Origin of the sequence: Cecembia lonarensis LW9 (genome assembly GCF_000298295.1) — a bacterium.
Taxonomy (GTDB): Bacteria; Bacteroidota; Bacteroidia; order Cytophagales; family Cyclobacteriaceae; genus Cecembia; species Cecembia lonarensis.
Genome location: NZ_AMGM01000023.1, coordinates 1 through 24,752 on the forward strand (window position 1 = coordinate 1; position 24,752 = coordinate 24,752).

21 protein-coding genes, 1 tRNA gene and 1 pseudogene are annotated in these 24,752 nt (G+C 41.3%); 7 read left to right on the forward strand and 16 right to left on the reverse strand.

Annotation, left to right across the window (positions count from 1 at the left end):
- Window positions 1-9: 9 nt before the first annotated feature.
- Window positions 10-94 (reverse strand) — tRNA-Ser (locus B879_RS08930).
- A gap of 404 nt (window positions 95-498) precedes the next feature.
- Here B879_RS08930 and B879_RS08935 point away from each other — a divergent pair.
- Both B879_RS08935 and B879_RS08940 read left to right on the forward strand, forming a co-directional pair.
- Window positions 499-1,473: a polysaccharide deacetylase family protein gene (locus B879_RS08935; protein ID WP_009184843.1), complete on the forward strand. Its 975-nt coding sequence runs from the start codon at window positions 499-501 to the stop codon at window positions 1,471-1,473.
- A gap of 118 nt (window positions 1,474-1,591) precedes the next feature.
- Window positions 1,592-2,002 carry a response regulator gene (locus B879_RS08940; protein WP_009184844.1) on the forward strand — a complete coding sequence of 137 codons (411 nt, stop codon included), beginning with the start codon at window positions 1,592-1,594 and terminating at the stop codon, window positions 2,000-2,002.
- A 117-nt stretch (window positions 2,003-2,119) separates the two neighbouring features.
- Here B879_RS08940 and B879_RS08945 read toward each other — a convergent pair.
- From B879_RS08945 to B879_RS08980, 8 genes and pseudogenes are all read right to left on the reverse strand, one after another.
- Window positions 2,120-4,296 (reverse strand): annotated as a pseudogene (locus tag B879_RS08945) (DUF5916 domain-containing protein).
- A gap of 122 nt (window positions 4,297-4,418) precedes the next feature.
- Complete coding sequence (locus B879_RS08950) at window positions 4,419-5,165, reverse strand: EcsC family protein (protein ID WP_009184847.1); 747 nt, start codon at window positions 5,163-5,165, stop codon at window positions 4,419-4,421.
- A gap of 61 nt (window positions 5,166-5,226) precedes the next feature.
- Window positions 5,227-5,616, reverse strand: coding sequence for a DUF2116 family Zn-ribbon domain-containing protein (locus tag B879_RS08955; protein ID WP_009184848.1), 390 nt, complete (start codon window positions 5,614-5,616; stop codon window positions 5,227-5,229).
- Between the two features lie 171 nt (window positions 5,617-5,787).
- Window positions 5,788-8,562: an aconitate hydratase AcnA gene (gene acnA, locus B879_RS08960; RefSeq protein WP_009184849.1), complete on the reverse strand. Its 2,775-nt coding sequence runs from the start codon at window positions 8,560-8,562 to the stop codon at window positions 5,788-5,790.
- 180 nt (window positions 8,563-8,742) lie between these two features.
- Window positions 8,743-9,714 carry an MlaD family protein gene (locus B879_RS08965; protein ID WP_009184850.1) on the reverse strand — a complete coding sequence of 324 codons (972 nt, stop codon included), beginning with the start codon at window positions 9,712-9,714 and terminating at the stop codon, window positions 8,743-8,745.
- Window positions 9,714-10,463 (reverse strand): ABC transporter ATP-binding protein, encoded by a 750-nt coding sequence (locus tag B879_RS08970; protein ID WP_040400398.1) that lies wholly within the window; start codon window positions 10,461-10,463, stop codon window positions 9,714-9,716. The genes B879_RS08965 and B879_RS08970 overlap by 1 nt, the downstream gene beginning before the upstream one ends.
- Before the next feature lies 1 nt (window position 10,464).
- On the reverse strand, window positions 10,465-11,250 hold the full coding sequence (locus B879_RS08975) for an MlaE family ABC transporter permease (RefSeq protein ID WP_009184852.1): 786 nt from the start codon (window positions 11,248-11,250) through the stop codon (window positions 10,465-10,467).
- A gap of 55 nt (window positions 11,251-11,305) precedes the next feature.
- Window positions 11,306-11,680 carry a response regulator gene (locus B879_RS08980; protein WP_009184853.1) on the reverse strand — a complete coding sequence of 125 codons (375 nt, stop codon included), beginning with the start codon at window positions 11,678-11,680 and terminating at the stop codon, window positions 11,306-11,308.
- A gap of 480 nt (window positions 11,681-12,160) precedes the next feature.
- Between B879_RS08980 and B879_RS08985 the strand changes: the two genes are divergently transcribed.
- Entirely contained in the window at window positions 12,161-13,537 is a 1,377-nt protein-coding gene (locus B879_RS08985; protein WP_009184854.1) for a TIGR00341 family protein, read from the forward strand.
- 88 nt (window positions 13,538-13,625) lie between these two features.
- Here the strand turns inward: B879_RS08985 and floA are convergent, their stop codons facing one another.
- From floA to proS, 3 genes are all read right to left on the reverse strand, one after another.
- Window positions 13,626-14,645: a flotillin-like protein FloA gene (gene floA / locus B879_RS08990; protein ID WP_009184855.1), complete on the reverse strand. Its 1,020-nt coding sequence runs from the start codon at window positions 14,643-14,645 to the stop codon at window positions 13,626-13,628.
- A gap of 3 nt (window positions 14,646-14,648) precedes the next feature.
- A complete protein-coding gene (locus B879_RS08995; RefSeq protein ID WP_009184856.1) occupies window positions 14,649-15,110 on the reverse strand; it encodes an NfeD family protein in 462 nt (153 codons plus the stop codon).
- Window positions 15,111-15,262: 152 nt separating this feature from the next.
- Complete coding sequence (gene proS / locus B879_RS09000) at window positions 15,263-16,744, reverse strand: proline--tRNA ligase (RefSeq protein ID WP_009184857.1); 1,482 nt, start codon at window positions 16,742-16,744, stop codon at window positions 15,263-15,265.
- A 129-nt stretch (window positions 16,745-16,873) separates the two neighbouring features.
- Between proS and B879_RS09005 the strand changes: the two genes are divergently transcribed.
- Together B879_RS09005 and B879_RS09010 are read left to right on the forward strand one after the other, a co-directional pair.
- Window positions 16,874-18,295 (forward strand): hypothetical protein, encoded by a 1,422-nt coding sequence (locus tag B879_RS09005; RefSeq protein WP_202949609.1) that lies wholly within the window; start codon window positions 16,874-16,876, stop codon window positions 18,293-18,295.
- Between the two features lie 82 nt (window positions 18,296-18,377).
- Window positions 18,378-19,898, forward strand: a complete 1,521-nt coding sequence (locus B879_RS09010) for an OmpP1/FadL family transporter (protein WP_009184859.1) — start codon at window positions 18,378-18,380, stop codon at window positions 19,896-19,898.
- Here the strand turns inward: B879_RS09010 and B879_RS09015 are convergent.
- The 3 genes from B879_RS09015 to B879_RS09025 are packed head-to-tail and all read right to left on the reverse strand — an operon-like array spanning window position 19,888 to window position 22,059.
- Window positions 19,888-20,418, reverse strand: a complete 531-nt coding sequence (locus tag B879_RS09015) for a shikimate kinase (protein WP_009184860.1) — start codon at window positions 20,416-20,418, stop codon at window positions 19,888-19,890. The two genes, B879_RS09010 and B879_RS09015, sit on opposite strands and share 11 nt — an antisense overlap.
- A gap of 2 nt (window positions 20,419-20,420) precedes the next feature.
- Window positions 20,421-21,518 (reverse strand): BT_3928 family protein, encoded by a 1,098-nt coding sequence (locus tag B879_RS09020; protein ID WP_009184861.1) that lies wholly within the window; start codon window positions 21,516-21,518, stop codon window positions 20,421-20,423.
- Window positions 21,511-22,059, reverse strand: a complete 549-nt coding sequence (locus B879_RS09025; protein WP_009184862.1) for a DUF1599 domain-containing protein — start codon at window positions 22,057-22,059, stop codon at window positions 21,511-21,513. Before B879_RS09025 ends, B879_RS09020 begins: the two co-directional genes overlap by 8 nt.
- Window positions 22,060-22,163: 104 nt before the next feature.
- Here B879_RS09025 and folP point away from each other — a divergent pair, with 104 nt between their 5' ends.
- Both folP and cdaA read left to right on the forward strand, forming a co-directional pair.
- Complete coding sequence (gene folP / locus B879_RS09030; protein WP_169314511.1) at window positions 22,164-22,958, forward strand: dihydropteroate synthase; 795 nt, start codon at window positions 22,164-22,166, stop codon at window positions 22,956-22,958.
- A complete protein-coding gene (gene cdaA, locus B879_RS09035; protein WP_009184864.1) occupies window positions 22,955-23,824 on the forward strand; it encodes a diadenylate cyclase CdaA in 870 nt (289 codons plus the stop codon). The genes folP and cdaA overlap by 4 nt, the downstream gene beginning before the upstream one ends.
- A 40-nt stretch (window positions 23,825-23,864) precedes the next feature.
- On the opposite strand, the gene B879_RS09040 is transcribed toward cdaA, so the two are convergent.
- Window positions 23,865-24,743, reverse strand: a complete 879-nt coding sequence (locus B879_RS09040; protein ID WP_009184865.1) for a YicC/YloC family endoribonuclease — start codon at window positions 24,741-24,743, stop codon at window positions 23,865-23,867.
- Window positions 24,744-24,752: the final 9 nt, after the last annotated feature.

The following is a 24,752-nucleotide window of genomic DNA, read 5'->3' on the forward strand; positions in this document are numbered from 1 at the left end:
TTTTGAATGCAGAGGAGGAGGGATTCGAACCCCCGGTACCTCGCGGTACAACGGTTTTCAAGACCGCCGCAATCGACCACTCTGCCACTCCTCTAATCGTTTGAAGGTTTTGAAAATTATCTCCCGAAATTTTTCGGGGAGCATCCTATCAATACCTGATGTCTTTCCGAAATCTGAATCAGATTACGGTGTGCAAAGGTAGCCCTTTGCTTGAAATTAACAAATACAATTGACCTAAAAAAAATCATGCTTTTAATAAGCTATTGATTATCAATTTCATTAAACGTTAAAAATTTTACACCATTTTTGAGATTTCACATACCATTTGGCCCTGAAATAATTTACCCTCACAAAATTTAAAAAAAGCTAATCTTACTTAAGGTATTGATTAACAAAGATTATTTTAAAAAACTCGGAAATTTTTAAAAAAATACAGGGATAAAACTTTGCAATGTTATTTCTCAATATTATCTTAGGTAAACCAATAAACACTCAGTAATGATATTGACATACAATTTATTGTATCTCCTTCTTTTTTTGTTGACCGTTGAAAATCATAACCTTACCCCCCCACTTGACACGATAGCTGTCGAGGATGAAACGCCTCCCCCTAAAAAAATCAAAGCGAAAATCTCCATTTCATTTGACGATGGCAATACAGGTGACATGCCAGGAATGACCTTGGATGAATGGAACGATCGCATCCTCAATCATTTGGATAAATATGGGGCCAAAGCACTTTTCTTTGCTACAGGAGGACAGCTCAACAGTCCCAGGGGAAGAGCCATGTTGCAAAAATGGAATGATCAAGGTCATTACATTGGCAATCACACCTACACCCATCCCAGTTTTAGCAACGAACAAATCAGCCTGGAATTTTATAAGAATGACTTTTTGAAAAACAAGCCCTTTGTTTCCCAATATTCAAATGCCGTACCCTTATTCCGCTTCCCTTATCTGAAAGAAGGTGAAACCATTGAGAAGAGGGATGGGTTCAGGAAATTTTTAGAAGACCAAGGTTTCAGGAATGGGCATGTGACAATAGATGGGTCAGATTGGTACATCAACAGCCGCCTCCTAAGCCGCTTGAAACGTAACCCTAAAGCAGATATCAGTGATTTCAAGGATTGGTACGTACAGCATCACCTGGAAAGGGCCAATTTCAATGACAGCCTTGCCACAGTCCTCACCGGAAGAAAAATAGACCATGTACTATTGCTGCACCACAACTTTGCTGCCAGCCTCTTTCTGGAAGACTTATTGGATGCTTTGGTGGAAGATGGTTGGGAAATTGTAGATGCACTTCAAGCCTATGAAGACCCGGTTTATTTTCATGCACCAAATACACTGCCTGCGGGAGGAAACTTCCTAAGGGCCTTATCCAAAGAAGCAGGGATTTATGGCAAATTATTTGTACATGCACCGGAAAAAGAAGGGTATCTCAAAAATAAAATGGATCATTTAGGGCTCTAGGAAAAACAGAAATATCATATAAATTGAGAACCTTTTGTCCAAGACAGATTGGTTATGCTTCAGTTCCGGCCTTTTCCAATTTAAATGTGTATTTTTAATCTAAATTTGACAGAGAGTAATGGAGATGAACAGCTTACCGGCAATTTTTCTGATTGATGAGGAAGAAATTGTCAATATGATCAATAAAACAGTTATCAGAAGGGCAGGATACAAAGGCGAGATCAAAGATTTTCAATCCGGTCAAGAAGCTTTTGATTTTATTCAAAAAGTAGTGACTCAAAATGGACCGCCTCCTCAGCCTTACCTGATTTTATTGGATTTGAATATGCCGGGATTTTCCGGTTGGGACTTTTTAAATAAATTTTTATCCCTCAAACAGGAATTTAGAAAACAGTTTAAAATCTCGATACTTACTTCTTCAGTGAATCCTGAAGATATCACTAAATCGAGTCAGTTTACCGATGTAGTGCAATTTTCCTTCAAACCCTTGACCAAGGATTCTTTCCTGAAAATTCTGGACGTGCTTTAAACTTCTCTACAATAATTAGGGCTTGCTGAAAAAGACTACGCTTAAGAAATAGGGGATTCATCAAAATTGAAAGAAATTTTTCTCCAATTGGCGTTTTTCAGCACGCCCTAATTAAGATCAAATATTCCACCAGTAAGTAAACTTCAAGGCGATAGACCTGTCCTTGGCATAGAAAGGTGCAGGAAGGTAATTATCTGTAAAAACGAGAAAAATATCAGAGGCAGGTTTAAATCGCCATTGCAATCTGGTATTCACATTAATATTCTCAATCTGCTCATTGTATTGAACAAAAGCAGTGATAAAGAACGTGTTGGTCAAAGTGAGATCCAATCGGGGACCTACAAGCCAAAACCGGGTAATCCCCCATGCCTCCGGAAGATGGATTTCATTGTAATTGGCATTCAAGGTCAAACTAAAATAAGGCTGAAACCTGTAGCCCATTTCTCCTGTAACATTATACCTCTTACCATCTGCGAAGTATCCTCCAAACCTGTTTGAAAAAGCATAGGTGAAAACACTTTGGGGCTTGGAACTATATTCTGTACCCCAAGCATACCAGGTATGGGCAGTTCCTGCATCCAAGGTTTCTCCGGAAAAATTGGTGGGATCAAAAGGCTGCAACAATTGAATAAAATCCCTTGCGCCCCATACCACCAAATTACTCTGAGTTCTGAACCTCACCCGGTAAGCCAGCCACGTCTCATTATCCGTTTGAGCAAAATCTGTATCAAAAAACATCCTTGAATTCAATTCAGGGCCATGACTGAGTATTTTTTTGCTTTTTGGAAAAAACAAATAACCTACAGAAGGGTGGACCTTATAAAATCCAGTACGCGGCACAAAACCCACTTCTGCCGTATAATTTTCAGAAACATACTCATGCTGCCAATTCCAATACAAATTGCCACTGGTATACCGAAGGTTAGCAGCGTGGGCCAACCCACTCCCTTCTTCCCTAGGATTAAAAGACTTTAATACCATGGCTTTTCCTGTCCATAGATTGTTGGCGGAGGCCAGATTAAACTCTAAGCCAAGGTTTCTGTCATAGTCAGAAAATCCCGGCTTATCCAAATAGGATGGCCTCCTGAACATTCCTACCTGCCGGTTGACAAAAATGGCTCCTATATTGGACCTTGAAAATACCCTTCTTTGTACGGATACGACAGAAAAATTTTGGGCGTCGAGGTCATCAGCTTCTACCTGCCCAGTTTGCATGTTCATGGCGCCAATCCGCCAATCCTTATTGATTCGCCCACTTAGCCTTGCCCCAGCCTGGATCGGGGCATTCAGGCCTATTCTTCTGGAGAAAAACGGCCGGATGGTTTCATATCCAAAATTGGCAAAAAGGTCTCCGTTTTCAAGAAAAAACTGCCTTCTTTCAGGAAAAAAAGCTCAAATCTATCCAAATTGGTTATTTGCCTATCCACTTCCACCTGAGAAAAATCCGGATTAACTGTAAGGTCAAGATTCATGGAAGATCCCAACCCGATCTTAGCATCCATACCATAGTCATAGCGGTACCCTGGAGCCTGTCCTTCCTGTATATTTTGCCGCATTCCGGCCAACCCGTAGGGAATCAAAGAAATATTTGGACCCGGGGCAGGAGGTGGATTATCCCATACCAAAATCCCTGTATAGGCCAAAGAGGCCGATGGAAACTGTCTTGGAACAGGTGCCCAACCCGATTTTTCGGTTGTTTTTAAATCAAGTCTACTGAAATTGATTCCCCACTCTTTAATGCCATATTTATACCTGATTGACTTAAAGGGAATAGCCGCTTCAAAAACCCACCTGTCCTCATAGTTTTTCACCTTAGAGATCCATTTATTGTCCCAACTCAGGTCTACTCTTCCTCCATCAAACATGATTCCATCCCACTGCGCCCCTGCTGCATTTGCACCAAATGAAAAACCATTTAACTGATCATCAAACGGATCCATGAAAAGTAGGAAATTATCATTCTTGCCAAAATTGAAATCCCTGCGTAAAGACTCCACCATATAAGGCCCTTCCACAGCATGATAATTGACCACAAGGAGATAAAGGAATTTGTCATCATAAGCCATTCTAACATCTGTCCTCACCTGTGAATAGCTGGTATCCATCGGAGTAATCATAAAAAAATCGGTTGCCACCTCGGCAGAAAGCCAGGTTTCTTCATCCATCACCCCATCAATGCTGATAGGATCTGAAATTTTTGAAATATGCAAACGGTAATCAGAATTGATTTTTTGGGCCAAACCCAGATACTGGATATTCACAATCAGGAATACCAGGAAAGTTGCTCTTTTCATTATGCTGGTCAATACCTTTTTTAAAGGTTCCCAAAGTTATGTAAAAAGCAAAGTTGACATTCAATTATTCTATGGATGAGGCTATCTGTTTAAGAATGGAAAAAATACCGATTAACCCCCTGTCACCGCACTGCATCCCAATCAAAATACCTTCCCCTGTAACACTGCATGGCCGTTTCGGCCAACTTACCGCTTAATTTGAAATTAGCGATGGCACCTACACCCGCCCCTATGATGGGAATCAATTGGGCCAACTTGGCCAAGTCCATATAATCCCGGTATTCCAACTGGAATGTTTTCCAATCAAACGCTTCTAAACCTTCCGGAAATTTTTCCTGGTATTCCCCCCAGTTTTCTATAATATCTATGGTCGTATTCCTGGTTTCCTGACTGGCAAAAGTGAGCTTAAAAATATAGAGCATAAACAAACGTTCCTTGAAATCCCTGACATCATAGCCGTATGAGGCCGAAATTTCAAAAAGCATCTTCATCTTAATACTTAAAAAGGCAGGAAAATCCGCCAAACCCATCAGCAGACCTCCAGCCCCTGTAATTGCTCCTTCTGCTGATGCAGCCCGTGTATAGATTTGGATCACCTTTCTGACCTTTTCCTCCCGCTGCTCCAAAGAAAAAGCCGGAAAAGGATGAGGTGTGATGAACCTTGTCCCTGACAATACAGCTTTTACCATATTTTCAATCGCAAAAGTAATCACACGATGCACCTTTTCCGGTATCAGTTCATTAATGCTCTTTTGGGTACCCTTGGTCAACTTATTGACAAAAGAAGGTGGCTTCTTTGTCTTATACAGCCAAGCTGTAAACTCCGCTAAAGCAATTTCATCGTAATATTCAGTGGGATTATGGAACAAAGTGAGAAACTTTAAAACCTCTACCTGAATAAACGACCTATTTTGTAAAAGGTAAAGAAATTTATCCCATTTTTTGTAGATATCTCTCTCCAAAATCTCTGACTAATATAACCTTACCATCCCCCATGTCTAAATAGCCATATTCAAAACAAAACCAAAAGCATTTACTCTCGGTTAGCAGAAAATGATGGGTATGGTATTTAAAATTATACCCCATCATGGAAAGTCTATCCTTCTGGATTTTCACTTTTTCCATGCCGTCTTTCAAGTGATTGGACAAAATTCTCCGATTACGCATCAGGATTTTCCGGATAACCACCACATCATCTTCTATATTCTTCTTTCTAGCATTATTATAGCTGCTCCTGCAGCCATCACCACAAAACTTCTTGTCCGCCCTTCCATAAATCACCGAATTACAGTAAAGGCAATGCTTTTTGATCCGTAACATGTAAAAATAGTTTTAGTGAAAAATAGAATAATTGATAAAAATCAAGTTAGTTAAATTATAAATAACAAAAAATACCTAACGTTAGGTATTTTTTACAAAAAACAGAAGGTTATATGCATTAAAACACATACAACCTCTGTTTTTATATAAATTTTTATTATAATTAATATATTATTTTTTTATAAAATCTCTTAAAACATAATGGAGTATCCCTCCATGCTTATAATAAGCTATCTCAATGGCAGAATCCAATCTACAGATAACCTCAAACTCCAGCAATTTTCCACCTTCTTGTTCAGCCTTTATCTTAAGCTTTTTCAGTGGAGTTAAACCTTCAGCAATTTCCGAAATATGAAAAGTTTCCTTTCCATCCAAGCCTAGACTTTCTGCATTTTCTCCAGGTAAATATTGAAGGGGAAGCACACCCATCCCTACCAAATTACTCCTGTGAATACGCTCATAACTCTCTGCTATTACTGCCTTGATCCCAAGGAGATTGGTACCTTTAGCTGCCCAATCTCTTGAAGAACCACTGCCATATTCCTTTCCTGCCAACACAATCAAAGGCGTGTTTTCCTGACGGTATTTTTGAGAGGCTTCAAAAACCGACATTTCCTCCCCTGAAGGTATATGCTTGGTATATCCCCCCTCTTTTTCCGCCAGCTGATTTTTGATCCTTACATTGGCAAAGGTTCCCCTGACCATGACTTCATCATTTCCTCTTCTCGATCCATAAGAATTGAAATCTTTTCTTTCCACACCTCTTTCCAACAAATACTTCCCAGCGGGGCTCAATTCAGAAAAAGATCCAGCAGGCGAGATGTGGTCAGTAGTGATAGAATCACCCAGTTTCAATAATACCCTGGCGCTTTTTATGTCCTCCGCTTCTTTCACTTCTTCAGATATACCCTTGAAAAAAGGTGCTTCTTTGATGTATGTGCTTTCCTCAGACCACTGATAGATCTTATCCTCAGGAACTGCTAATTGCTGCCAGATTTCATTGCCTTCAAAAATTTCTCCATAATTTTTCTCGAAGTCAGCCGGTGAAAGCACCCTTGACATCACTTCAAAAATCTCATCATTGGAAGGCCATATGTCCTTGAGATAGACAGGCTCAAGATTGGGGTCATAACCTATGGGTTCATGGTTCAAATCCACATCCACCCTGCCTGCCAAAGCATATGCCACTACCAGCATGGGAGACATCAGATAGTTCATTTTTACCTGTGGATGTACCCTGGCTTCAAAGTTTCGGTTTCCTGACAACACAGAAGACACCACCAGGTCATTTTCCTCCACCGCCTTGGCAATGTGTCTTGGCAAAGGACCTGAATTGCCTATACATGAAGTACATCCATAGCCCACCACATGGAACCTTAATGCTTCCAGATCATCCAATAAGTTTGCCTTTACCAGATAATCTGTCACTACCTTAGATCCCGGAGCCAATGAAGTCTTAACCCAAGGCTTGACATCCAATCCCCGTTCTCTGGCTTTTTTGGCCACCAATCCGGCTCCAAGCATCACGGAAGGGTTTGAGGTATTGGTACAGGAGGTAATGGCTGCTATTACTACAGAACCATCATGTAGGGCAAATTTCTCGTTATTCATTTTTACCACAACAGTCTTGAGACCATTTTTGACCTTGGTCTCATACTCAATGTCTGTCATAGAACCACTGCCAGAACCAGTTGGCTGACTGCCTCCTTCACCATACCAACGTCCCACTTCCCTTTGCTCAATGGGTATGTAGGCCCTCCCATGAACTTCCTCCAATAAAGCACTGAACTTATCCTTAAACTCCCTGACCAAAATTTTGTCCTGAGGGCGTTTAGGGCCTGAAACAGTAGGTTCTACCGTACTTAAATCCAATTCGACGACAGAGCTGTATTGAATTTTTCCTTCATCCGCTCTCCACAACATATTGGTTTTGCAATAGGTCTCCACCAGATCAATCTGTGCCTTAGCACGGTTGGTCTTTTCCATGTAATTCAAGGTCCTGTCATCTATAGGAAAATAAGTTACCGTACACCCAAACTCCGGAGACATATTGGAGATAGTAGCCCTATCAGGAACAGTCAGGGTATCAAGGCCCGGACCAAATACCTCTACAAATTTGCCCACCACACCATGTTGCCTCAGCAATTGGGTAATGGTAAGCACCATATCGGTGGCTGTAGTTCCCAAGGGCAATTGACCGGTTAACTTTAACCCCACTACTTGAGGAAGTATAAAGTAAATAGGTTGGCCCAAAATCGCCGCCTCTGCTTCGATACCTCCTACTCCCCAAGCCACTACACCAATGCCATTGACCATTGGGGTGTGGGAGTCTGTACCCACCAAGGTATCTGGAAAAACGGCTCCTTCTCTTGCGATGACTCCCTGTGCCAGGTATTCCAGATTGACCTGATGACAGATACCCATTCCTGGAGGGACTACAGAAAAATTATCAAAAGCTTTTTGTGCCCATTTTAAAAACTGATAGCGCTCACCATTCCTCTCATACTCCACCTCCACATTCTTTTGGTAAGAATAATTGGTGCCAAAATAATCTACCTGTACAGAATGATCAATAACCAGATCTACCGGAATCAATGGATTAATCTTTTGAGGATCCTTTCCCTTCCGTACTGCCTCTGCCCGGAGAGATGCAATATCCACCACTGCCGGAACTCCTGTAAAATCCTGCATCAGAACCCTTGCAGGTTTAAACGGGATATCTTTATCAGAGGGCTCGGGTTTCCATGAAGCGATGGTTTTTATATGCTCCTCTGTGATACCAAAATCATCAAAATTCCTGAGGGCATTCTCCAATAGTATCCTTATGGAAAAAGGTAAACTTTCTATGGCATAACCAGCATCCTGTAATGATTTCAAACTCCAATAATGCAGGTCTCCTTGAGGGGTGGCTAATGTTTTCTTGGATTTAAAAGGGTCTTTAGACATGGTATAAATGGATTATTAGTGAAACAAAAAGGACTAAAAAGTACATAAATATAACCTTTTGAAAGATCAAATGATTCATTCAACTATAAGTATTTAGCGTATTAAAAAAAATAAACCCTGGAAATTTAGCCATTTGACCAACTTCCCAGGGTTATTGCAAATTTTGCATAAAATCCTACTTTACTGATTTTCCTTGGCTTTGTTCATTCGTTTAAATCCCCTTCTGAAAGGCCAGGTATATTCCAATGCTTCCAAACCACGGTTAAGGTTCATGGTTGAACTGTCCGCATAAATCAACGTGTTTTTCAGCCTTTCCGCAAATTCCTCATCATTCAAAATCATACCTACCGTATTGTCCTTATCCGAAAACTTGCCTGTCACCTCATTCAGGTTATCTGTCAGGGTTTTGGCATTTTCTGCTGTACTCTGTAAACCTTCAATAGAACCTTTGAGGTTTTCAAACATCTCCTTGTCATGTAACAAATCGTGCACAAAATTACCTTCTTTGTTTAGGCTTTCGGAAAACTTATTCAGTTCTACCAGCATCCTATTGCTGTTCACCGTTGCCCTTTCCAGATTGGTCAGGATATTTCTAAAATTATCAGCCACCACACTGTCCGTCATCACTGCACCTACGATACCTTCGCCTTCTGCAATCTTCCCGGTGAGTACTTTCAGGTTTTCAGTAATGGTCACCAGGTTTTTGTTATTTTCCTGAAGGGTTTCCATCATCTTATCTGTATCCAGAGGCATTTCTGCTACCAGTCTGTCTCCGTTTTCCACGGAAGGGGCCTGCGTTGTCCCACCATAGATGACAATGATTTTATTCCCGATCAGACCATCCGATCCTATAGTAGCCCTGGAATCTTTCCGGATGTATTCCTGTGCTTTTTGTTCCACATTCATAACGATTTCCACCTGGGAATCACCATAAAAGTTAACCCTTCTGACGGTTCCTATTTTCACGCCCGAAAACCACACATTGTTCCCTGTCTGCAATCCGGCCACATCGTCAAAAACCGCAGTCAACTGAATACTTTTTACAAATTTCTTTTGTTGACCCCCTAAGGTCATGATACCGGTCACAAAAATGATGATTCCTATCAGCACGAATATGCCAACTATAACGGTTTTTTTCTTATCGTTTCTCATTATCTGATGAAATTATAGTCGTAGAAAGATTTGATGTTGGGGTCAGTGGCATTTTCAAATACCTCCTCGAAGGACCCCACAGCTTTAAACTGTCCCTCAACCAATACGGCCATTCTGTCCCCTGTATCTTTAGCACAGGTAAGGTCATGGGTAATTACAATAGAAGATGTTTTATACTCTTCCCTCACCTGATTGATCAGGTTATTGATATCTATACAGGTAATGGGATCCAAACCTGCCGTTGGTTCATCATAAAACATGATCTCGGGATTAAGGATTAAAGTCCTTGCCACCCCAATCCTCTTTTTCTGCCCCCCTGACAATTCCGAGGGCATCTGGTTGATGGTATTTGGCAGTCCTACCGAATCCAGCAACCGCTCAATTTTAAAATCGATTTCTTTTCTGGTAAGGTTTTTAACATTTCTGGTCAAAGGGAACTCCATGTTTTCCTTAACCGTCATACTATCGTATAGGGCCGAAGCCTGAAAAGCAAACCCAATTCTAAGACGGAGTTTATTCAGTGCTTTTAAACTCAGCCTGGAAATATCCTGACCCAAAATATTGATATCGCCACTATCTTGTTTGAGCAACTGTACCAAAATTTTAATCAAGACCGACTTACCACTGCCTGACTTTCCCAAAACGACCAGGTTTTCACCTTTAAATAGGTCCAGATCTACTCCCCGAAGCACATGATTGTCTCCGAAAGATTTGTAAAGTCCTCTTATTTCGATTACCGGCTCTTTCATATCAGGAATATCGGATTGCATTAACGATCTGAAGTGCCAAGAGTTCCTCAATAAATATCAGAAACATGGACATGACCACTGCTGAATTGGCTGCCTTTCCCACGCCCTCTGTCCCTTTCGTCGAATTATAGCCCTTATAGCAACCTACGATTCCTATGGTAAAGCCAAAAACAAGTGATTTAATCACCGAAGAAAACACATCTAAAAAAGAAATGGCTTCAAATACCTGTACAAAAAAGGTTGATAAACTCACCAATTCATTTTGGTTGACATTTATAAAGGCCCCCATCAATGCTACGAAATCTGTATACATGACCAAAACCGGTATCATTAAGGTAGTGGCCAAAGTTCTTGTTACTACCAAATACTTAAAGGGATTGATTGCCGATACCTCCATCGCATCAATCTGCTCGGTCACTTTCATGGACCCAATTTCAGCACCAATGCTCGACCCTACTTTTCCTGATGCAATCAATGCAGTTACCAAGGGACCAAGGGCCCTTACTATTGCGATAGAAATCAGTGCAGGTAACCAAGATGTGGCCCCAAACTCGGCCAGAGAGGGCCGGGACTGATTGGTAAAAACAATACCAATGATAAAACCCGTTAAGGAAATCAAGGGCAAAGACCTGTATCCTATTTCATAACACTGCCTAAGTACTTCTTTGAATTCATAGGGCGGAAACCAAACTTCCTGAAAAAAACGTTTGACAAATGCAAAGGCATCTGCAAGTCCCCTGAAAAAATCATCAATTTTATTACTGATTATAGGTCGGTTATCTTCCATATTGTTTAAAACTCTCCAAGCTATTGAAACGCTAAATTAGGCAAAAGAATTGAGCTTAAGGAAGAACTCCCAAAATCTCGGCCATAATTTCGTTTTTTAAAGGCTTTATTAAAAAACCTGAGACCATGGAATAATTCATGCTCAATTCAATATCCGAAGGATCCATAGAAGATGTCAACATTTTTACCTCAATGGTTTTACCCCGTTTTTGAAGCAGGTCTAAGAAATCCCAGCCTGACATCTCGGGCATGTTAACATCCAAAATCAAAAGATCAGCATCATTGCCTTCCATCCATTCCAAAGCATTGAAAGGGTTCTCAAAGAAGAAAAGCTCAATTTCGGGCTTCAACCTTTGTAAATTTTTACGGTTGATCATGTGCTGAATCGTGTCGTCGTCGACAAAAATAATACGGTTGATAATTTTGCTCATCGGCCTAATTGCATGTCGTTAATCCAAATGAATTTTAATATCCTGCTCTCTTGCATACAGCTAAAAACTATTGAGCAAAGAAATAAATAGCTAACATCACAAATATAAAAACATATTGGTAGTCAGTGCATATTATTTTAAGTTATTTAAGGTTTAGGGCTGTCTAATCTTTTTAGTCGGGCAAAATTTAGCTCACCCTAAAGTAGATATAAGTAGCTGTAATTCTGAAAAGTAAACCGATTTTTCAAAAATAGACTTTAGCATGGAATAGCCAATTCACTGCCCTGACATTAAATATAAATTCTTTAAAAACAAAGAAATGTTTGAATCGATTTTTATCCTTCAATTACTTGACAGTCTCTGAAATCTTTTTGTTATTCTTGCCAAGGAATAAGTCCCATGCCCCACCCTTGTAAAAATAAATGAGGGACCATATCTGAGAATTATTTAGATTGGCATGTTGAAATTGCCTGAATAAAAATGACGCCAAACGAAAAAACGATCAGTCTCCGCAACAGGATCATGCAGCTCCTTCTTTTTTTCAAAGATCGATTTGACCTGCATGAAGGAAAAGAAGACGAGCTGGAGACCATTGACTACATAAGAAAAAATGTAGAGTTTAGAGGGGCCAACCTTTGGATATTGATATTTGCGATTTTTGTGGCTTCTGTAGGACTTAACGTCAATTCCACTGCTGTTATCATTGGAGCCATGTTAATTTCGCCGCTGATGGGTCCTATCATGGGTATTGGTTTGGCTGCCGGCATCAATGATTTTGAGCTGCTCAAAAAATCAATGAAGAACCTGGGTATAGCAGTTATCATTTCAATACTAACGAGTACCATCTATTTTTCTTTTACGCCTCTTGATGATGCCCAATCAGAACTCCTTGCGCGTACAGAACCTACCATTTGGGATGTGCTCATTGCCTTGTTTGGAGGATTAGCTGGAATTGTAGCAGGATCCAGAAAAGAAAAAAGTAATGCCATCCCCGGTGTGGCCATTGCCACTGCTTTGATGCCTCCTTTGTGCACGGCCGGTTACGGCTTAGCCACAGCCAACCTTTACTACTTCTTTGGTGCCTTCTATCTCTTTTTCATCAACTCGGTTTTTATCAGTTTATCCACATATCTTATTGTACGTTTTATGAAATTCCCTAAAAAGGAATTCTTAGACCCTAAGCGGGAAAAAACAGTAAAAACATACATCACCATTTTTACTATACTGACCATTGTTCCGAGTGTTTACTTAGCTTATAACATAGTTAAAAGAACCATCTGGGAAAAAACTGCCACACAGTTTCTTACTACCCAGATGGAATTCCCAAGAACACAGGTGATTTCCTCATCCCTCTCCTATGATCCGGACAGTGCCAGAATTGAAGTCACACTGATAGGCGAAAGGATAAGTGACGAAGAAATTGAAATTCTATCCAGGAAATTGGGAGGCTTTAACCTTCGCAATACCTACCTGCAGGTTAAGCAAAGCGGAGATAGAGGTACAGATCTCAATGTCCTAAGATCTGATATTTTAAAAGACCTTTATGAAAGAAATGAACTGCTCATCCAGGATAAGGATCAAAAAATTGCTTTACTGGAAAGGGAGCTGGCAGAATACGCCCAAACCAGCAACCAGGTATTGGATATTGCCAGAGAAGCCAAAATCAACCATCCAAGCTTACAGAACTTTTCGATGAACAGAGCTGTCATGGCTGACCTTCAAAAAGACAAACAGGACACACTGCTTATTGCCTATGCCAAATTCAGGGCCAGACCTAACAGGCAAGAACAGCAGCGTTTTCAACAATGGCTAAAGTTGAGAACAAAAGCAGATTCAGTTGCATTGATATTGGAATAAAAAAATCCGGCTGAAAATATCGAGCCGGATTTTTTTACTTGCAGAAACTCAACTTTCCACTTCCGAAATCAAGTTTCCGAAATTATCATTACTTCTTATCTCCTCCACCTTTGGACTTGCTTGCGTCAGTAGAGGAACTGCTTTCTCCACCTGCAATAGAAGACCTCATGTCTGTATCAGATTTGATGTTTTCCATACGGTAATAATCCATCACCCCCAGCTTACCGGTCCTGAAAGCTTCAGATATCGCTTTTGGAACTTCTGCTTCTGCCTGTATTACTTTAGCCCTCATCTCTACCGTTTTGGCTTTCATTTCCTGCTCCAAAGCTACAGCCATGGCCCTTCGCTCCTCCGCTTTTGCTTCTGCCACCTTCAAATCAGCAGATGCCTGGTCAATCTGTAATTTAGCACCGATATTAGTTCCTACGTCTATATCAGCTATATCAATAGACAGGATTTCAAAGGCTGTTCCAGCATCCAAACCACGCTCTAATACCAGCTTGGATATTTTATCAGGGTTTTCGAGTACACTCTTGTGGTTATTGGCAGAACCAATTGACGTAACGATACCCTCACCTACCCTTGCCAAAATGGTATCTTCGCCGGCACCACCTACCAATTGGGCAATATTGGCCCTTACGGTTACCCTGGCTTTGGCAATCAGCTGAATACCATCTGCAGCTACTGCCGCCACATTAGGGGTATTGATCACTTTTGGGTTTACCGAGATCTGCACCGCTTCAAATACATCCCGTCCCGCCAGGTCGATGGCTGTGGCCTGTTTGAAACTCAGGTTGATATTGGCTTTATCTGCTGAAATGAGTGCCCTGATTACATTTGGCACATTCCCACCTGCAAGGTAATGGGTTTCCAGCTCGTTGGTGGTCAGGTCAAGCCCTGCTTTGGTAGCCGTGATCAGGGAATTGACAATGACACTTGGCGGTACTTTTCGGATCCGCATCCCAATAAGCTCCCCTATGCTTACACGTACATTGGCAAAAATGGCCGTGATCCATAAGTTGATAGGAACAAAATACAGAAAGATAAATAAGAGAATGACCGCAGCAAATGCGGCAAATAGAATAAACGCTGAATCTGTAATTTCCATAATTTAGGTTTTTATGATAATCTTATTGTTTTCCAATTTGTGTATATAAATTTTTGTTCCGGCCCTCACGAGACCCGCATCTGATTTCACCTCATAAATGCGTTCCCCAAACTCAGCTTTGCCAATGGGTTTAATATCTGATAGTGCCTTACCATCCATACCCACTTCCAATCCAGCCAAGCGATCATCAAAAGACCTACTGGTGATGGCTTCTTTGAGTGCAAATTTATTCCACACGCCGGATTTGAAGCCATATACCAAAGCGCTGAAGTTTAAAACTAAAGTCACCACCACGACTAACCATGCATCACCAGGTTCAAATTTCAGAAAGGCATAATAAATCCCTCCGGCCGTAAAAACCAGCCCAACAATTCCTACCAGGGTTGTCCCGGGAACAAAAAGGATTTCAGTGGCTACCAATATCAGCCCTATCAATAACAATGAAATCAATACAAACCAGGTCATGGTATTTTTTTTCTGAAAATACTGCTTTTTAGTCTATCTAAAAACTCAATACAGATAAATCTTAAAACGTTGTTTGAAAACCAAGGTTTATAAAAAATACAGGCCATCCATAGGACGGCCTGCGCTAACATTTTCATCTCTTGTAAATCAGATCAATAAGCCCTGGCAAAAAGCACCCTGCCATTGGAGGGATTACCTGAAAGGATGCATTTTCCATCTTCAGCCTTTTGGTCAATCGGAATACAACGAATGGTCGCTTTGCTGAGCTCTTTGATTTTCTCCTCTGTTTCGGAAGTACCATCCCAGTGCGCAGAAATAAATCCGCCCTTAGTTTCCAACAATTCCTGAAATTCTTCCCAAGTATTGGCCTCTGTGGTCATCTCCTCTCTGAAATTCAAAGCTTTATTATAAATAGAGGTTTGTATTTCGTCCAATAGGTCCGCTATGTAAGTTGCTATATCCACCTCGCCAAGGGCCACGGATTCTTTGGTCAGGGTATCCCTTCTTGCCAATTCTACCGTGTTATTTTCCAGGTCTCTTGGACCCATGGCAATACGCAAAGGAACGCCTTTCAATTCATACTCGGCAAATTTCCACCCAGGCTTATGGGTATCCCTGTGATCAAAATGCACAGAAATACCTTTCTCCCTGAGTTTACCCATTATTTCATGGGCCTTCTCCGATATCCTGTCCAATTCTACATCCCCTTTATGAATGGGGATGATCACCACCTGAATCGGGGCCAATTTTGGAGGCAATACCAAACCGTTATCATCCGAGTGGGCCATGATCAAAGCTCCCATCAGTCGGGTACTTACCCCCCAAGAAGTCCCCCAAACGTATTCGAGACCACCTTCCTTTGTTGCAAATTTAACATCAAAAGCCTTTGCAAAATTTTGGCCCAAAAAATGAGATGTTCCTGCTTGAAGCGCTTTCCCATCCTGCATCATAGCCTCTATGCAATAAGTATCTTCAGCACCGGCAAAGCGCTCATTTTCACTTTTAACCCCTCTGACAACCGGAAGAGCCATATATTTTTCAGCAAATTCAGCGTAGACCTGCATCATTTTGACTGTTTCTTCCATCGCTTCTGCTTTGGTAGCATGTGCAGTATGCCCTTCCTGCCAAAGGAATTCCGCTGTTCTCAGAAACAATCGGGTACGCATTTCCCATCTGACCACATTGGCCCATTGGTTGACCAAAAGGGGCAGGTCTCTATAAGACTGAATCCAGTTTTTGTATGTACTCCAAATAACTGTCTCCGATGTAGGTCTGACAATAAGTTCTTCCTCAAGCTTAGCCTCTGGATCCACCACCACGGATTTGCCATCCTCTGAATTCTTCAGCCTGTAATGGGTGACAACGGCACATTCTTTGGCAAAACCCTCTACGTGACTGGCTTCTTTAGAGAGGTAAGATTTTGGAATAAACAGGGGGAAATAGGCATTGGAATGTCCCGTTTCTTTGAACATTTTATCCAACTGGGCCTGCATTTTTTCCCAAATGGAATATCCATAGGGCTTGATGACCATACAACCCCTGACCGGGGAGTTTTCGGCCAAATCAGCCCGTTTAACTAATTCATTGTACCACAAAGAGTAGTCTTCACTTCTTTTTGGCAATCCTTTGCTCATATTGTTTTTGTTGATTTCAAAAATCTATTTATCTTCGCTCAATACTGTGGGGGGCAAATATAAATTAAAAATTAATAACCCTAAGGCTATCCCCGCGTATAATATGAGTAATAAGAATAACCAAACAACATGATGAACCTCAACAAAATATTGACCATTGGCGCCGGAGCAGTATTAATGCTGTCTTCCTGTAGCTCCAGCTACAATGCAATGAGAGGCGGTGAAACTGACGATTTGTATTTCATGGCCTCTGACGCAAGAGTGGCTACTGAATTTGCAGTCAACAACAACAATCCGCAAAATTTCCAGGCCTTAGGAAATACAGATGCTACCTTTGATCAGGAAAATTTTTCTGCCAGAAATGTAAACCCAGAGTATTTAGCAAGATATCAGTCTCAAACACAAACTGAAGACAGTGGTTCGGTATATTTCGATGACAACGATGTACAAGAAGCTGCTCCTAATGTAAACGTGTACAACAACTTTTATGGCTCTGGATTCAACGGCGCCGGATTTGGACAAAGCAGATTCAACCTTAACCTTGGCTTTGGAATGGGCTTCGGAATGCCTATGATGGGCATGGGTTGGGGTATGCCAATGATGGGTTGGGGAATGCCTATGATGGGTTGGGGTATGCCAATGTGGGATCCTTTCTGGGGTCCTAACATGATGGGCATGGGCTTTGGCTCTCCTTGGGGCTGGGGCATGAGACCTGGATGGGGTCTGGGCTGGAACTCCATGTGGGGTTGGAACGCAGGCTTCGGCATGGGCTTTGGTAACCCTTGGATGATGGGCGGCATGTGGGGCATGAACCCTTGGATGGGTGGCATGTGGGGCATGGGTCCAGGATGGGGCTGGGGCGGTCCGATCTTTGTTACACCAGGTGAGCCCGGGAGACAAATTGTAAGAGGTTCACGATATGGAAGAGGTGCAGGTACTGCAGTAACTGGTGGCAGAGGAACTGGTTCATCTTATCAACCAGCTACAACAAGAGCAGCTAGAAGAGACGCTGCCACTGGTTCAAGAGCTATTTCTTCAGGCGAAAGAGCTGCAAGCAGGGATTTTGGTAGATCTCAAAATGATTATATATCTGGGAGAAGCAGAGTAGCAAATACCAATGCTTCAGCCAGACCTAGTGTAAGAAATACAGGCTCAGCAGCAGCTACACGCCCGAGCTCTAGGACTGGAATTGCCAACACCAGGCCTTCTTACAATACCAATACAATGAATAGGGCCAATACCAGATCAAATCTTGGTACACCATCCTATAATAGAGGAAGCAGTGGAGCAACAATGAATAGAGGTGGCTTAAGAAGTAACAGTCCTTCTTACAACAGAGGAGGCACATTCAACAATTCAAGAACTGCTCCATCAAGAAATACAATGACACCGTCCAGAAGCGGGATGTCTTCACCTAGCAGAGGAGGTAGCGGGTTCAGTGCGCCGAGCAGAAGTTCGGGCGGAGGATTTAGCTCAGGAGGCATGAGTGGTGGAAGCCGTGGTGGAGGCGGCATGAGCTCTGGAGGTTCAAGAGGCGGAAGGGGGAATTAATTCCCTCTTTTTTTTGCCCTAATCAAAACAAAAGGCATATTATTTGTTTGGTTAACATAGGTATATCAGCTTAGTTTTAAATATGATTTCGACAAAAAAAATTTTATTGTCATTGCTGTTTTGTCTTTCCTTCTTTGGTTTAGCGGAAGCACAAATCGGATACTTTGAAGATGCATTGAGGTTCAGTCAGTTTAGAGCTACAGGTTCTGCAAGGATTATGGGGCTGGGAGGCGCTCAGATGTCTTTAGGTGGCGATGTATCCAATATACATGGTAACCCTGCCGGACTTGGATTTTTCAGAAGATCCGAGGTCAGTTTCAGCCCATCCTTTACCACTTGGAATACAGAGTCTAACTTCCTGGGACAAATACAAAATGACCGTACGGGAAATTTTGCCGTCCCTAACCTGAGTTTGGTCATCAGCCGTCCCAGAGGGCCTTTATCCCGAGGTGCTTTTAGAGGTGGTTCTTTTGGATTCAGTTTCAACCGGATGAATTTGTTCAATACGCAATTTGGCTATTTTTCAGACATACAGGGAGAGACTTCCATTATAGACCATTTCATTCAGAGAGCAAATGGGATACCTGAAAATCAAATAGAAAATTTTGGATTGACTGGCTTAGCCTATCAGACTTTCCTGATCAATCCGATCACAGAAGACCAAAATGGCAATCCGATCATCAATCCAACACAATACGATTCCTTTGTCCTAGGCTTCCCTTTTCAGGATGAAACCGTTACCACAGACGGAAGAATCAGTCAGACAAGTTTTTCCTATGGGGCTAACTTTATGAATAAACTCTTTGTAGGCGCTAGTTTGGGTCTGACTTCCTTGGTATACAACTCATCAAAAGACTATGGGGAAGAATTCTTCGATGAACCTCTATTAACCACTACCATTATCGAAAACTTAAGTCAGGATGGTTTTGGTGCCAACATCAACCTTGGTGTGATTTATAAACCCATAGAACAAATTAACCTGGGCTTCAATTTTCAATCACCTACCTGGTATAGAATTAATGAGCAATATGAAGCAAGGATGATCAATTTCTTTGATAACTTTTTCTTTGAACCTGAGAACATCACTCTGGGCAGAGAAGAGGCATCCACACCGATTATCATCGGCACTTACAACCTTAATACACCGATGAGGTTGAGTGGTGGTATGACTTACTTCTTTGGGAAGAACGGTTTTATCACAGCTGACATTGATTACCTGGATTTCAGCCAAAGCCGCATCAATTCCAGGGATTTCAATCCTTCGGACGACAATCTTGAAATCAGAAGGTTATATGGGCAGACATTTAACTATCGCTTAGGCGGAGAGTACCGCATTGACATTTGGAGAATCAGAGGCGGTTATGGATTATATGGTGATCCCTTCAGAAACCCCGATGGATTTGAAAGGTCCATGCAACAATTCTCAGGAGGTGTGGGTGTTCGCCTTCAAAAAGTGTACATAGATTTTGCCTTCATTGGTTCTCAGTTCCGACAACTATACAGCTCTTATGATTTTATCGAGAATGGTGTCAACATTGGGCCGGTAACAGAAATCAGGAACACCCTATCTACCGGCATGTTGACCGTTGGCTTCAACTTTTAAAAAAGCCCATCAGTTCAGACAATAAATGCTCAGTGGAGATGTCATCACCACTGAGCTTTATTTTTGACTGCAAATAATAATTTTCTCTTTCAGCCAAAAGACTTTTCAGTTTAAGCGTCGCCTCACCTTGTCCCAAGCCCGAAAACATTGGCCTTTTACCTAATGTATCATTTCCCAAACGCCGCATAATTTCTTCAAGTGAAACATCAAGATAAACTGACACCCCTTTTTCATTGATGAGGTCCATATTTTCATTAAAACAAGGAGTTCCCCCACCTGTGGATAAGACAAAACCCTCTATACCGTCTAAAACCTTTTTTAAGTAAAAGCTTTCAAGATCCCTGAACCTACCCTCTCCATCTTGTTCAAAAATTTGACCGATGCTTAAACCTGACTCCTGCTCAATGACCTGATCCAGGTCTAAAAACGCAAAGTTGAGTTGCTTGGCCAACAATTTACCAAAAGTGGTTTTCCCTGAACCAGGTAATCCAACCAGGATGATTTTAAGAGGGGTTCTCATAGCTACTGTAGCAAACGCTTCACTTCCTGTGCATCAGGGGTGTTTCTATGGTGATATTTTTTTACCACAACCCCATCCTCTAAAAGCATGATGCCAGGATTAGACCGCATAATAGTTTTAATAACTGTAGCATCACCTTGATAACCTACCAGGTTCCATTTTCTTTCAGCAATAAGCGCTTGGATCTCATCTTCAGAAGAGGCTGCTACCAAAATTGGTGTAATATTTGAACCTTCGAGTTGGCTGACCAAAGCATCGAAAGCGGTTAAGTGATCCGGATTTACTTTGGCCAAATTGAAAGCCAGTATAACCGCTTTTTTTCCAGAAAGGATTCCTTCTGTGTAGTCTCCCTCACTATTCCACACAGCAAAATCCGATATTTTGGGAAGTGCCTCTTCATTGATCAGCTTCATTTCTACAAACTCATATCCCTCTTCCATAGGATACTGGTCAAAAGTATATAAATCCCCATCTTTCTCCATCACATAACTGTACTGCAAGGGCGCCGAAGGTAGCATAGCTTCTTGGATATTGACCCCTTCTTTATAAGCCCTAAAATCAATGAAAGGAAGATTCCTAATGGCTGTAATGGCCAATATCAAAGACAACACCAAACTGATCCTCGCAGTCCAATTGGCCCAGGATGGCCCCTGTTTGGACAAATCCTTTCTGAAATAAAACAGTACACCAATAAGTACCAAAAGGATAATATCTTTGATAAAAGATTCCCAGGGTGTTAGTTTGATGGCATCTCCAAAACAACCGCAATCTGTCACCTTATTGAAATAAGCAGAATAGAAGGTAAGGAAAGTAAAAAACAAAATCATTAGTGATAAGGCCCATACTGTAAACCTAAGCCTCACACCTACAATAAGCATGACACCCAAAACTACCTCTGCAACCACCAGGAAAACTGCCAGAGGCAGGGCAATGTCTTTGAACAAGTAGAAAAAAGAGGCTATATCCGTAGCAAAGACATCAAAGTATTCCTCCAGCTTAATTGCTGTACCCACCGGGTCATTGACCTTAATCAGTCCAGAGAAAATGAATAAGCCTCCTACAAACAGACGTATAAGAAATAGAGATGTATTTTTAAGCATGGTGATACCCTAATTTAATGAGACAAAAAACGGCATAGTTGATCATATCCTGATAATTGGCTTCAATCCCTTCGGAAACCAAGGTAACACCCTGATTATCTTCAATTTGCTTGACCCGAAAGAGTTTCATCAAGATGATATCGGTCATGGAAGAAACGCGCATGTCCCTCCAAGCCTCTCCATAATCATGGTTCTTGTTTTCCAAGAGTCCCCTTGTGGCCTCTGCCCATTGGTCATAAAGTGGTTCCAGCTCTTCATAGCCCACCTCCATCCTATCATCATCTTTCATACTGATCTGGATTAAGGCAATCAGACAATAGTTGATGATCCCAATAAATTCATCTCTTATCGGGTCATCGACCTTTTGGCTACCTTTCTCCTGAATGGACCTGATGCGTTGCGCTTTGATGAAAATTTGATCAGTAATCGAGGGAAGCCTCAAAATTCTCCAAGCAGTACCATAATCCAAGGTTTTCTTCTTGAAAAGTTCTTTACAATGCCTGATTACTTGATTATATTCGCTGACCGTTTGTGTTTTCAAACCAATTCCTTTAAATAACCTGTAATTACCACGAAACTTTGGATTTCGAAGATATAGTTTTTCCTGCAAAAATAACACTCCATACCAAAGGAAAGCTATTCCTAATGGACAGACCTTGGGTTATGGGTATTCTCAACCTGACGCCGGATTCCTTTTATGCTGGCAGCAGGCTGAACCCTGACTCAGATCAGGTTATAAAAGCAGCATCCCAAATGATTGCTGAAGGTGCTGATATATTGGATATTGGAGGCTATAGCTCCAGGCCTGGAGCGGATGAGGTGAGCGAACAGGAAGAATTGGACAGAACATTACCGGCCATTCAGGCCATTAAAGCAAAATTTCCGGAAATTTTAATATCCATTGATACTTTCAGGTCAAAAGTAGCAGAAAAAGCAGTATTGACAGGAGCGGATTTAGTCAATGATATTTCCGCAGGTGAATTGGATGGGGGAATGCTGGAAACCGTAGCAGGCCTAAAGGTCCCTTACATTGCCATGCACATGAAAGGGACCCCAAAAAACATGCAAATGCAAGCCATTTACGATGACATACTGACAGAAATGTTGCATTATTTCTCAAAAAAAATAGAGGATTGCAAAAAAGCTGGCATAAAAGATGTAATCATTGATCCAGGCTTCGGTTTTGCAAAAACATTAACGCAAAATTATTGGATATTGAAAAATTTATCTTATTTTAAGATAACTCAACAACCAATTTTAGCGGGAGTTTCTAGAAAGTCTATGATTTACAAAATTTTAGACCTAGAACCAGACCAAGCCTTAAATGGGACGACTGCATTAAATATGGCTGCATTAATCAATGGAGCAAACATTTTAAGGGTCCACGACGTGAAAGAAGCTAAACAAACCGTAACATTATATAAACAACTATACCCTTGAACCTCCTCTTTAAAATAGGATTTTTAGAAATATCAGTGGTCAATCTGATAGACATTACCTTGGTAAGTATTTTGATTTATCAAGTTTATAAGCTTTTACGGGGAAGTGTGGCCATAAAGATCTTTTTGGGCTTTTTATCCATTTACTTGATCTATCTATTGGTCAGTGCGCTAAGGATGGAACTACTTTCTATCATTTTAGGGCAGTTTATGGGGGTAGGTATCATAGCTGCCATCATAATTTTTGCTCCTGAAATCAGGAAATTCCTGCTGATCATCGGTAGATCATCTTTCCTTTCCAATGAAAATTTCTTACAGGAATTGCTGTTTTGGAGAAAAAAGGAATCTCAGGCTTTCAATATCAACCCCATCATTGAGGCGACCAAAAGTCTTTCAGGCACCAATACCGGGGCACTGATGGTGATTTCCAGCGGTTCTGAATTGAAGTTTTATGCAGAAAGTGGAGACCTTCTTGATGCTGTGGTCTCTAAGCGTTTATTGATTTCTATATTTAACAAATACAGCCCTCTTCATGATGGTGCAGTCATCATTTATAATGGGAAAGTTAAAGCAGCCAGGTGCATCCTTCCGGTCACCGAAAGAGACGTTCCCGCACAGTTTGGATTAAGACATAGAGCAGCAATTGGTATGTCCGAAACTACGGACACATTGGTACTGACCGTTTCTGAGGAGACTGGTCAAATATCATTGGCCAAAAATGGCAAAATCATGCACAATCTTTCCATTCAGGAAGTGAGGGAGTTTATCAATGATTACCTGACAGGCGTGGACATTGATGAAAAATTTGAGCCCGTCAGCATTTATGAGGCCAAGCGAGTGAAAAAGGCGGCAAGTAGCAGCAATTAAACTTGGTGCCCATTTTTACCCTAGAAAAGGGACTCAAAACTTATAGTATATTCAAGCTTTGTTCTTTGATTTTTTCCAATTCATCTTTCATCACCACCACGTATTGCTGAATTTCAGCATCATTGGCTTTAGATCCAATGGTATTGATTTCCCGACCTATCTCCTGGGAAATAAACCCAAGCTTTTTACCTTGTTGGCTACCTTCTAAAAGGTTTTTTTCAAAATAGTTGAGATGGGTTTCCAGCCTGACCAATTCTTCAGTGATGTCGATTTTTTCAAAATAGTAAATCAGTTCCTGCTCAAATCGGTTTTCATCGAAGTCGTTTTCCTCCAACCAATCGCTGAAATTATTCCTGATTCTTTGTCTTATTCTCTCCTTTCTGATGGGATCCGCCGCTTTGACCTGATTCAAACCTTGCCTAATTATGGATAGGTTTTCCAGAAATTTTTCCTCCAACACTTTTCCTTCGTCCATTCTGAACTCATCACAGGTGGCCAGGGCCTTTTCAATAATAGTTTTCACCGCTTCCCAAGCTTCCACATCAGATGTTTTTTCCACTAAATTAGAAATCACACTAGGGGACTGCAGTGCCAATTTGAATAAATCTGTAGATGCTCCCTGTACTTTGTCAGACAGCTGCTGATATTTTTGGAAATAGGACATGAATAGGTCTTCATTGATAGAAATAGGCAGATCTATACCGGTTTTACTGGCAAAGTCTATATTAAGGTTGACCTTGCCTCTTTCCAAGGCTTTAGAAACCAAATTTCTGATTTCCAGCTCCTTATCAGAAAATTGTTTGGGGCTTCGGATACTGAGGTCGAGAAACTTCGAGTTAAGGGTTTTTACCTCCACACTGATGATGTAATCATCGTTTTCTATACTTGCCAGGCCGTAGCCTGTCATAGATTTAATCATAGACTTCTA

Excerpts from the sequence above, each read along its gene's own strand:
- B879_RS08975 (WP_009184852.1), bottom strand. The coding sequence starts at position 11,250 with ATGGAAGATAACCGACCTATAATCAGTAATAAAATTGATGATTTTTTC.
- B879_RS08965 (WP_009184850.1), bottom strand. The coding sequence starts at position 9,714 with ATGAGAAACGATAAGAAAAAAACCGTTATAGTTGGCATATTCGTGCTG.
- folP (WP_169314511.1), top strand. The coding sequence starts at position 22,164 with ATGGACAGACCTTGGGTTATGGGTATTCTCAACCTGACGCCGGATTCC.
- B879_RS09015 (WP_009184860.1), bottom strand. The coding sequence starts at position 20,418 with ATGAGAACCCCTCTTAAAATCATCCTGGTTGGATTACCTGGTTCAGGG.
- B879_RS09020 (WP_009184861.1), bottom strand. The coding sequence starts at position 21,518 with ATGCTTAAAAATACATCTCTATTTCTTATACGTCTGTTTGTAGGAGGC.
- B879_RS08980 (WP_009184853.1), bottom strand. The coding sequence starts at position 11,680 with ATGAGCAAAATTATCAACCGTATTATTTTTGTCGACGACGACACGATT.
- B879_RS08955 (WP_009184848.1), bottom strand. The coding sequence starts at position 5,616 with ATGTTACGGATCAAAAAGCATTGCCTTTACTGTAATTCGGTGATTTAT.
- B879_RS08970 (WP_040400398.1), bottom strand. The coding sequence starts at position 10,463 with ATGAAAGAGCCGGTAATCGAAATAAGAGGACTTTACAAATCTTTCGGA.
- B879_RS09005 (WP_202949609.1), top strand. The coding sequence starts at position 16,874 with ATGATGAACCTCAACAAAATATTGACCATTGGCGCCGGAGCAGTATTA.
- proS (WP_009184857.1), bottom strand. The coding sequence starts at position 16,744 with ATGAGCAAAGGATTGCCAAAAAGAAGTGAAGACTACTCTTTGTGGTAC.
- acnA (WP_009184849.1), bottom strand. The coding sequence starts at position 8,562 with ATGTCTAAAGACCCTTTTAAATCCAAGAAAACATTAGCCACCCCTCAA.
- B879_RS08985 (WP_009184854.1), top strand. The coding sequence starts at position 12,161 with ATGACGCCAAACGAAAAAACGATCAGTCTCCGCAACAGGATCATGCAG.
- floA (WP_009184855.1), bottom strand. The coding sequence starts at position 14,645 with ATGGAAATTACAGATTCAGCGTTTATTCTATTTGCCGCATTTGCTGCG.
- B879_RS09040 (WP_009184865.1), bottom strand. The coding sequence starts at position 24,743 with ATGATTAAATCTATGACAGGCTACGGCCTGGCAAGTATAGAAAACGAT.
- B879_RS08995 (WP_009184856.1), bottom strand. The coding sequence starts at position 15,110 with ATGACCTGGTTTGTATTGATTTCATTGTTATTGATAGGGCTGATATTG.
- B879_RS08940 (WP_009184844.1), top strand. The coding sequence starts at position 1,592 with ATGGAGATGAACAGCTTACCGGCAATTTTTCTGATTGATGAGGAAGAA.
- B879_RS08935 (WP_009184843.1), top strand. The coding sequence starts at position 499 with ATGATATTGACATACAATTTATTGTATCTCCTTCTTTTTTTGTTGACC.
- B879_RS09010 (WP_009184859.1), top strand. The coding sequence starts at position 18,378 with ATGATTTCGACAAAAAAAATTTTATTGTCATTGCTGTTTTGTCTTTCC.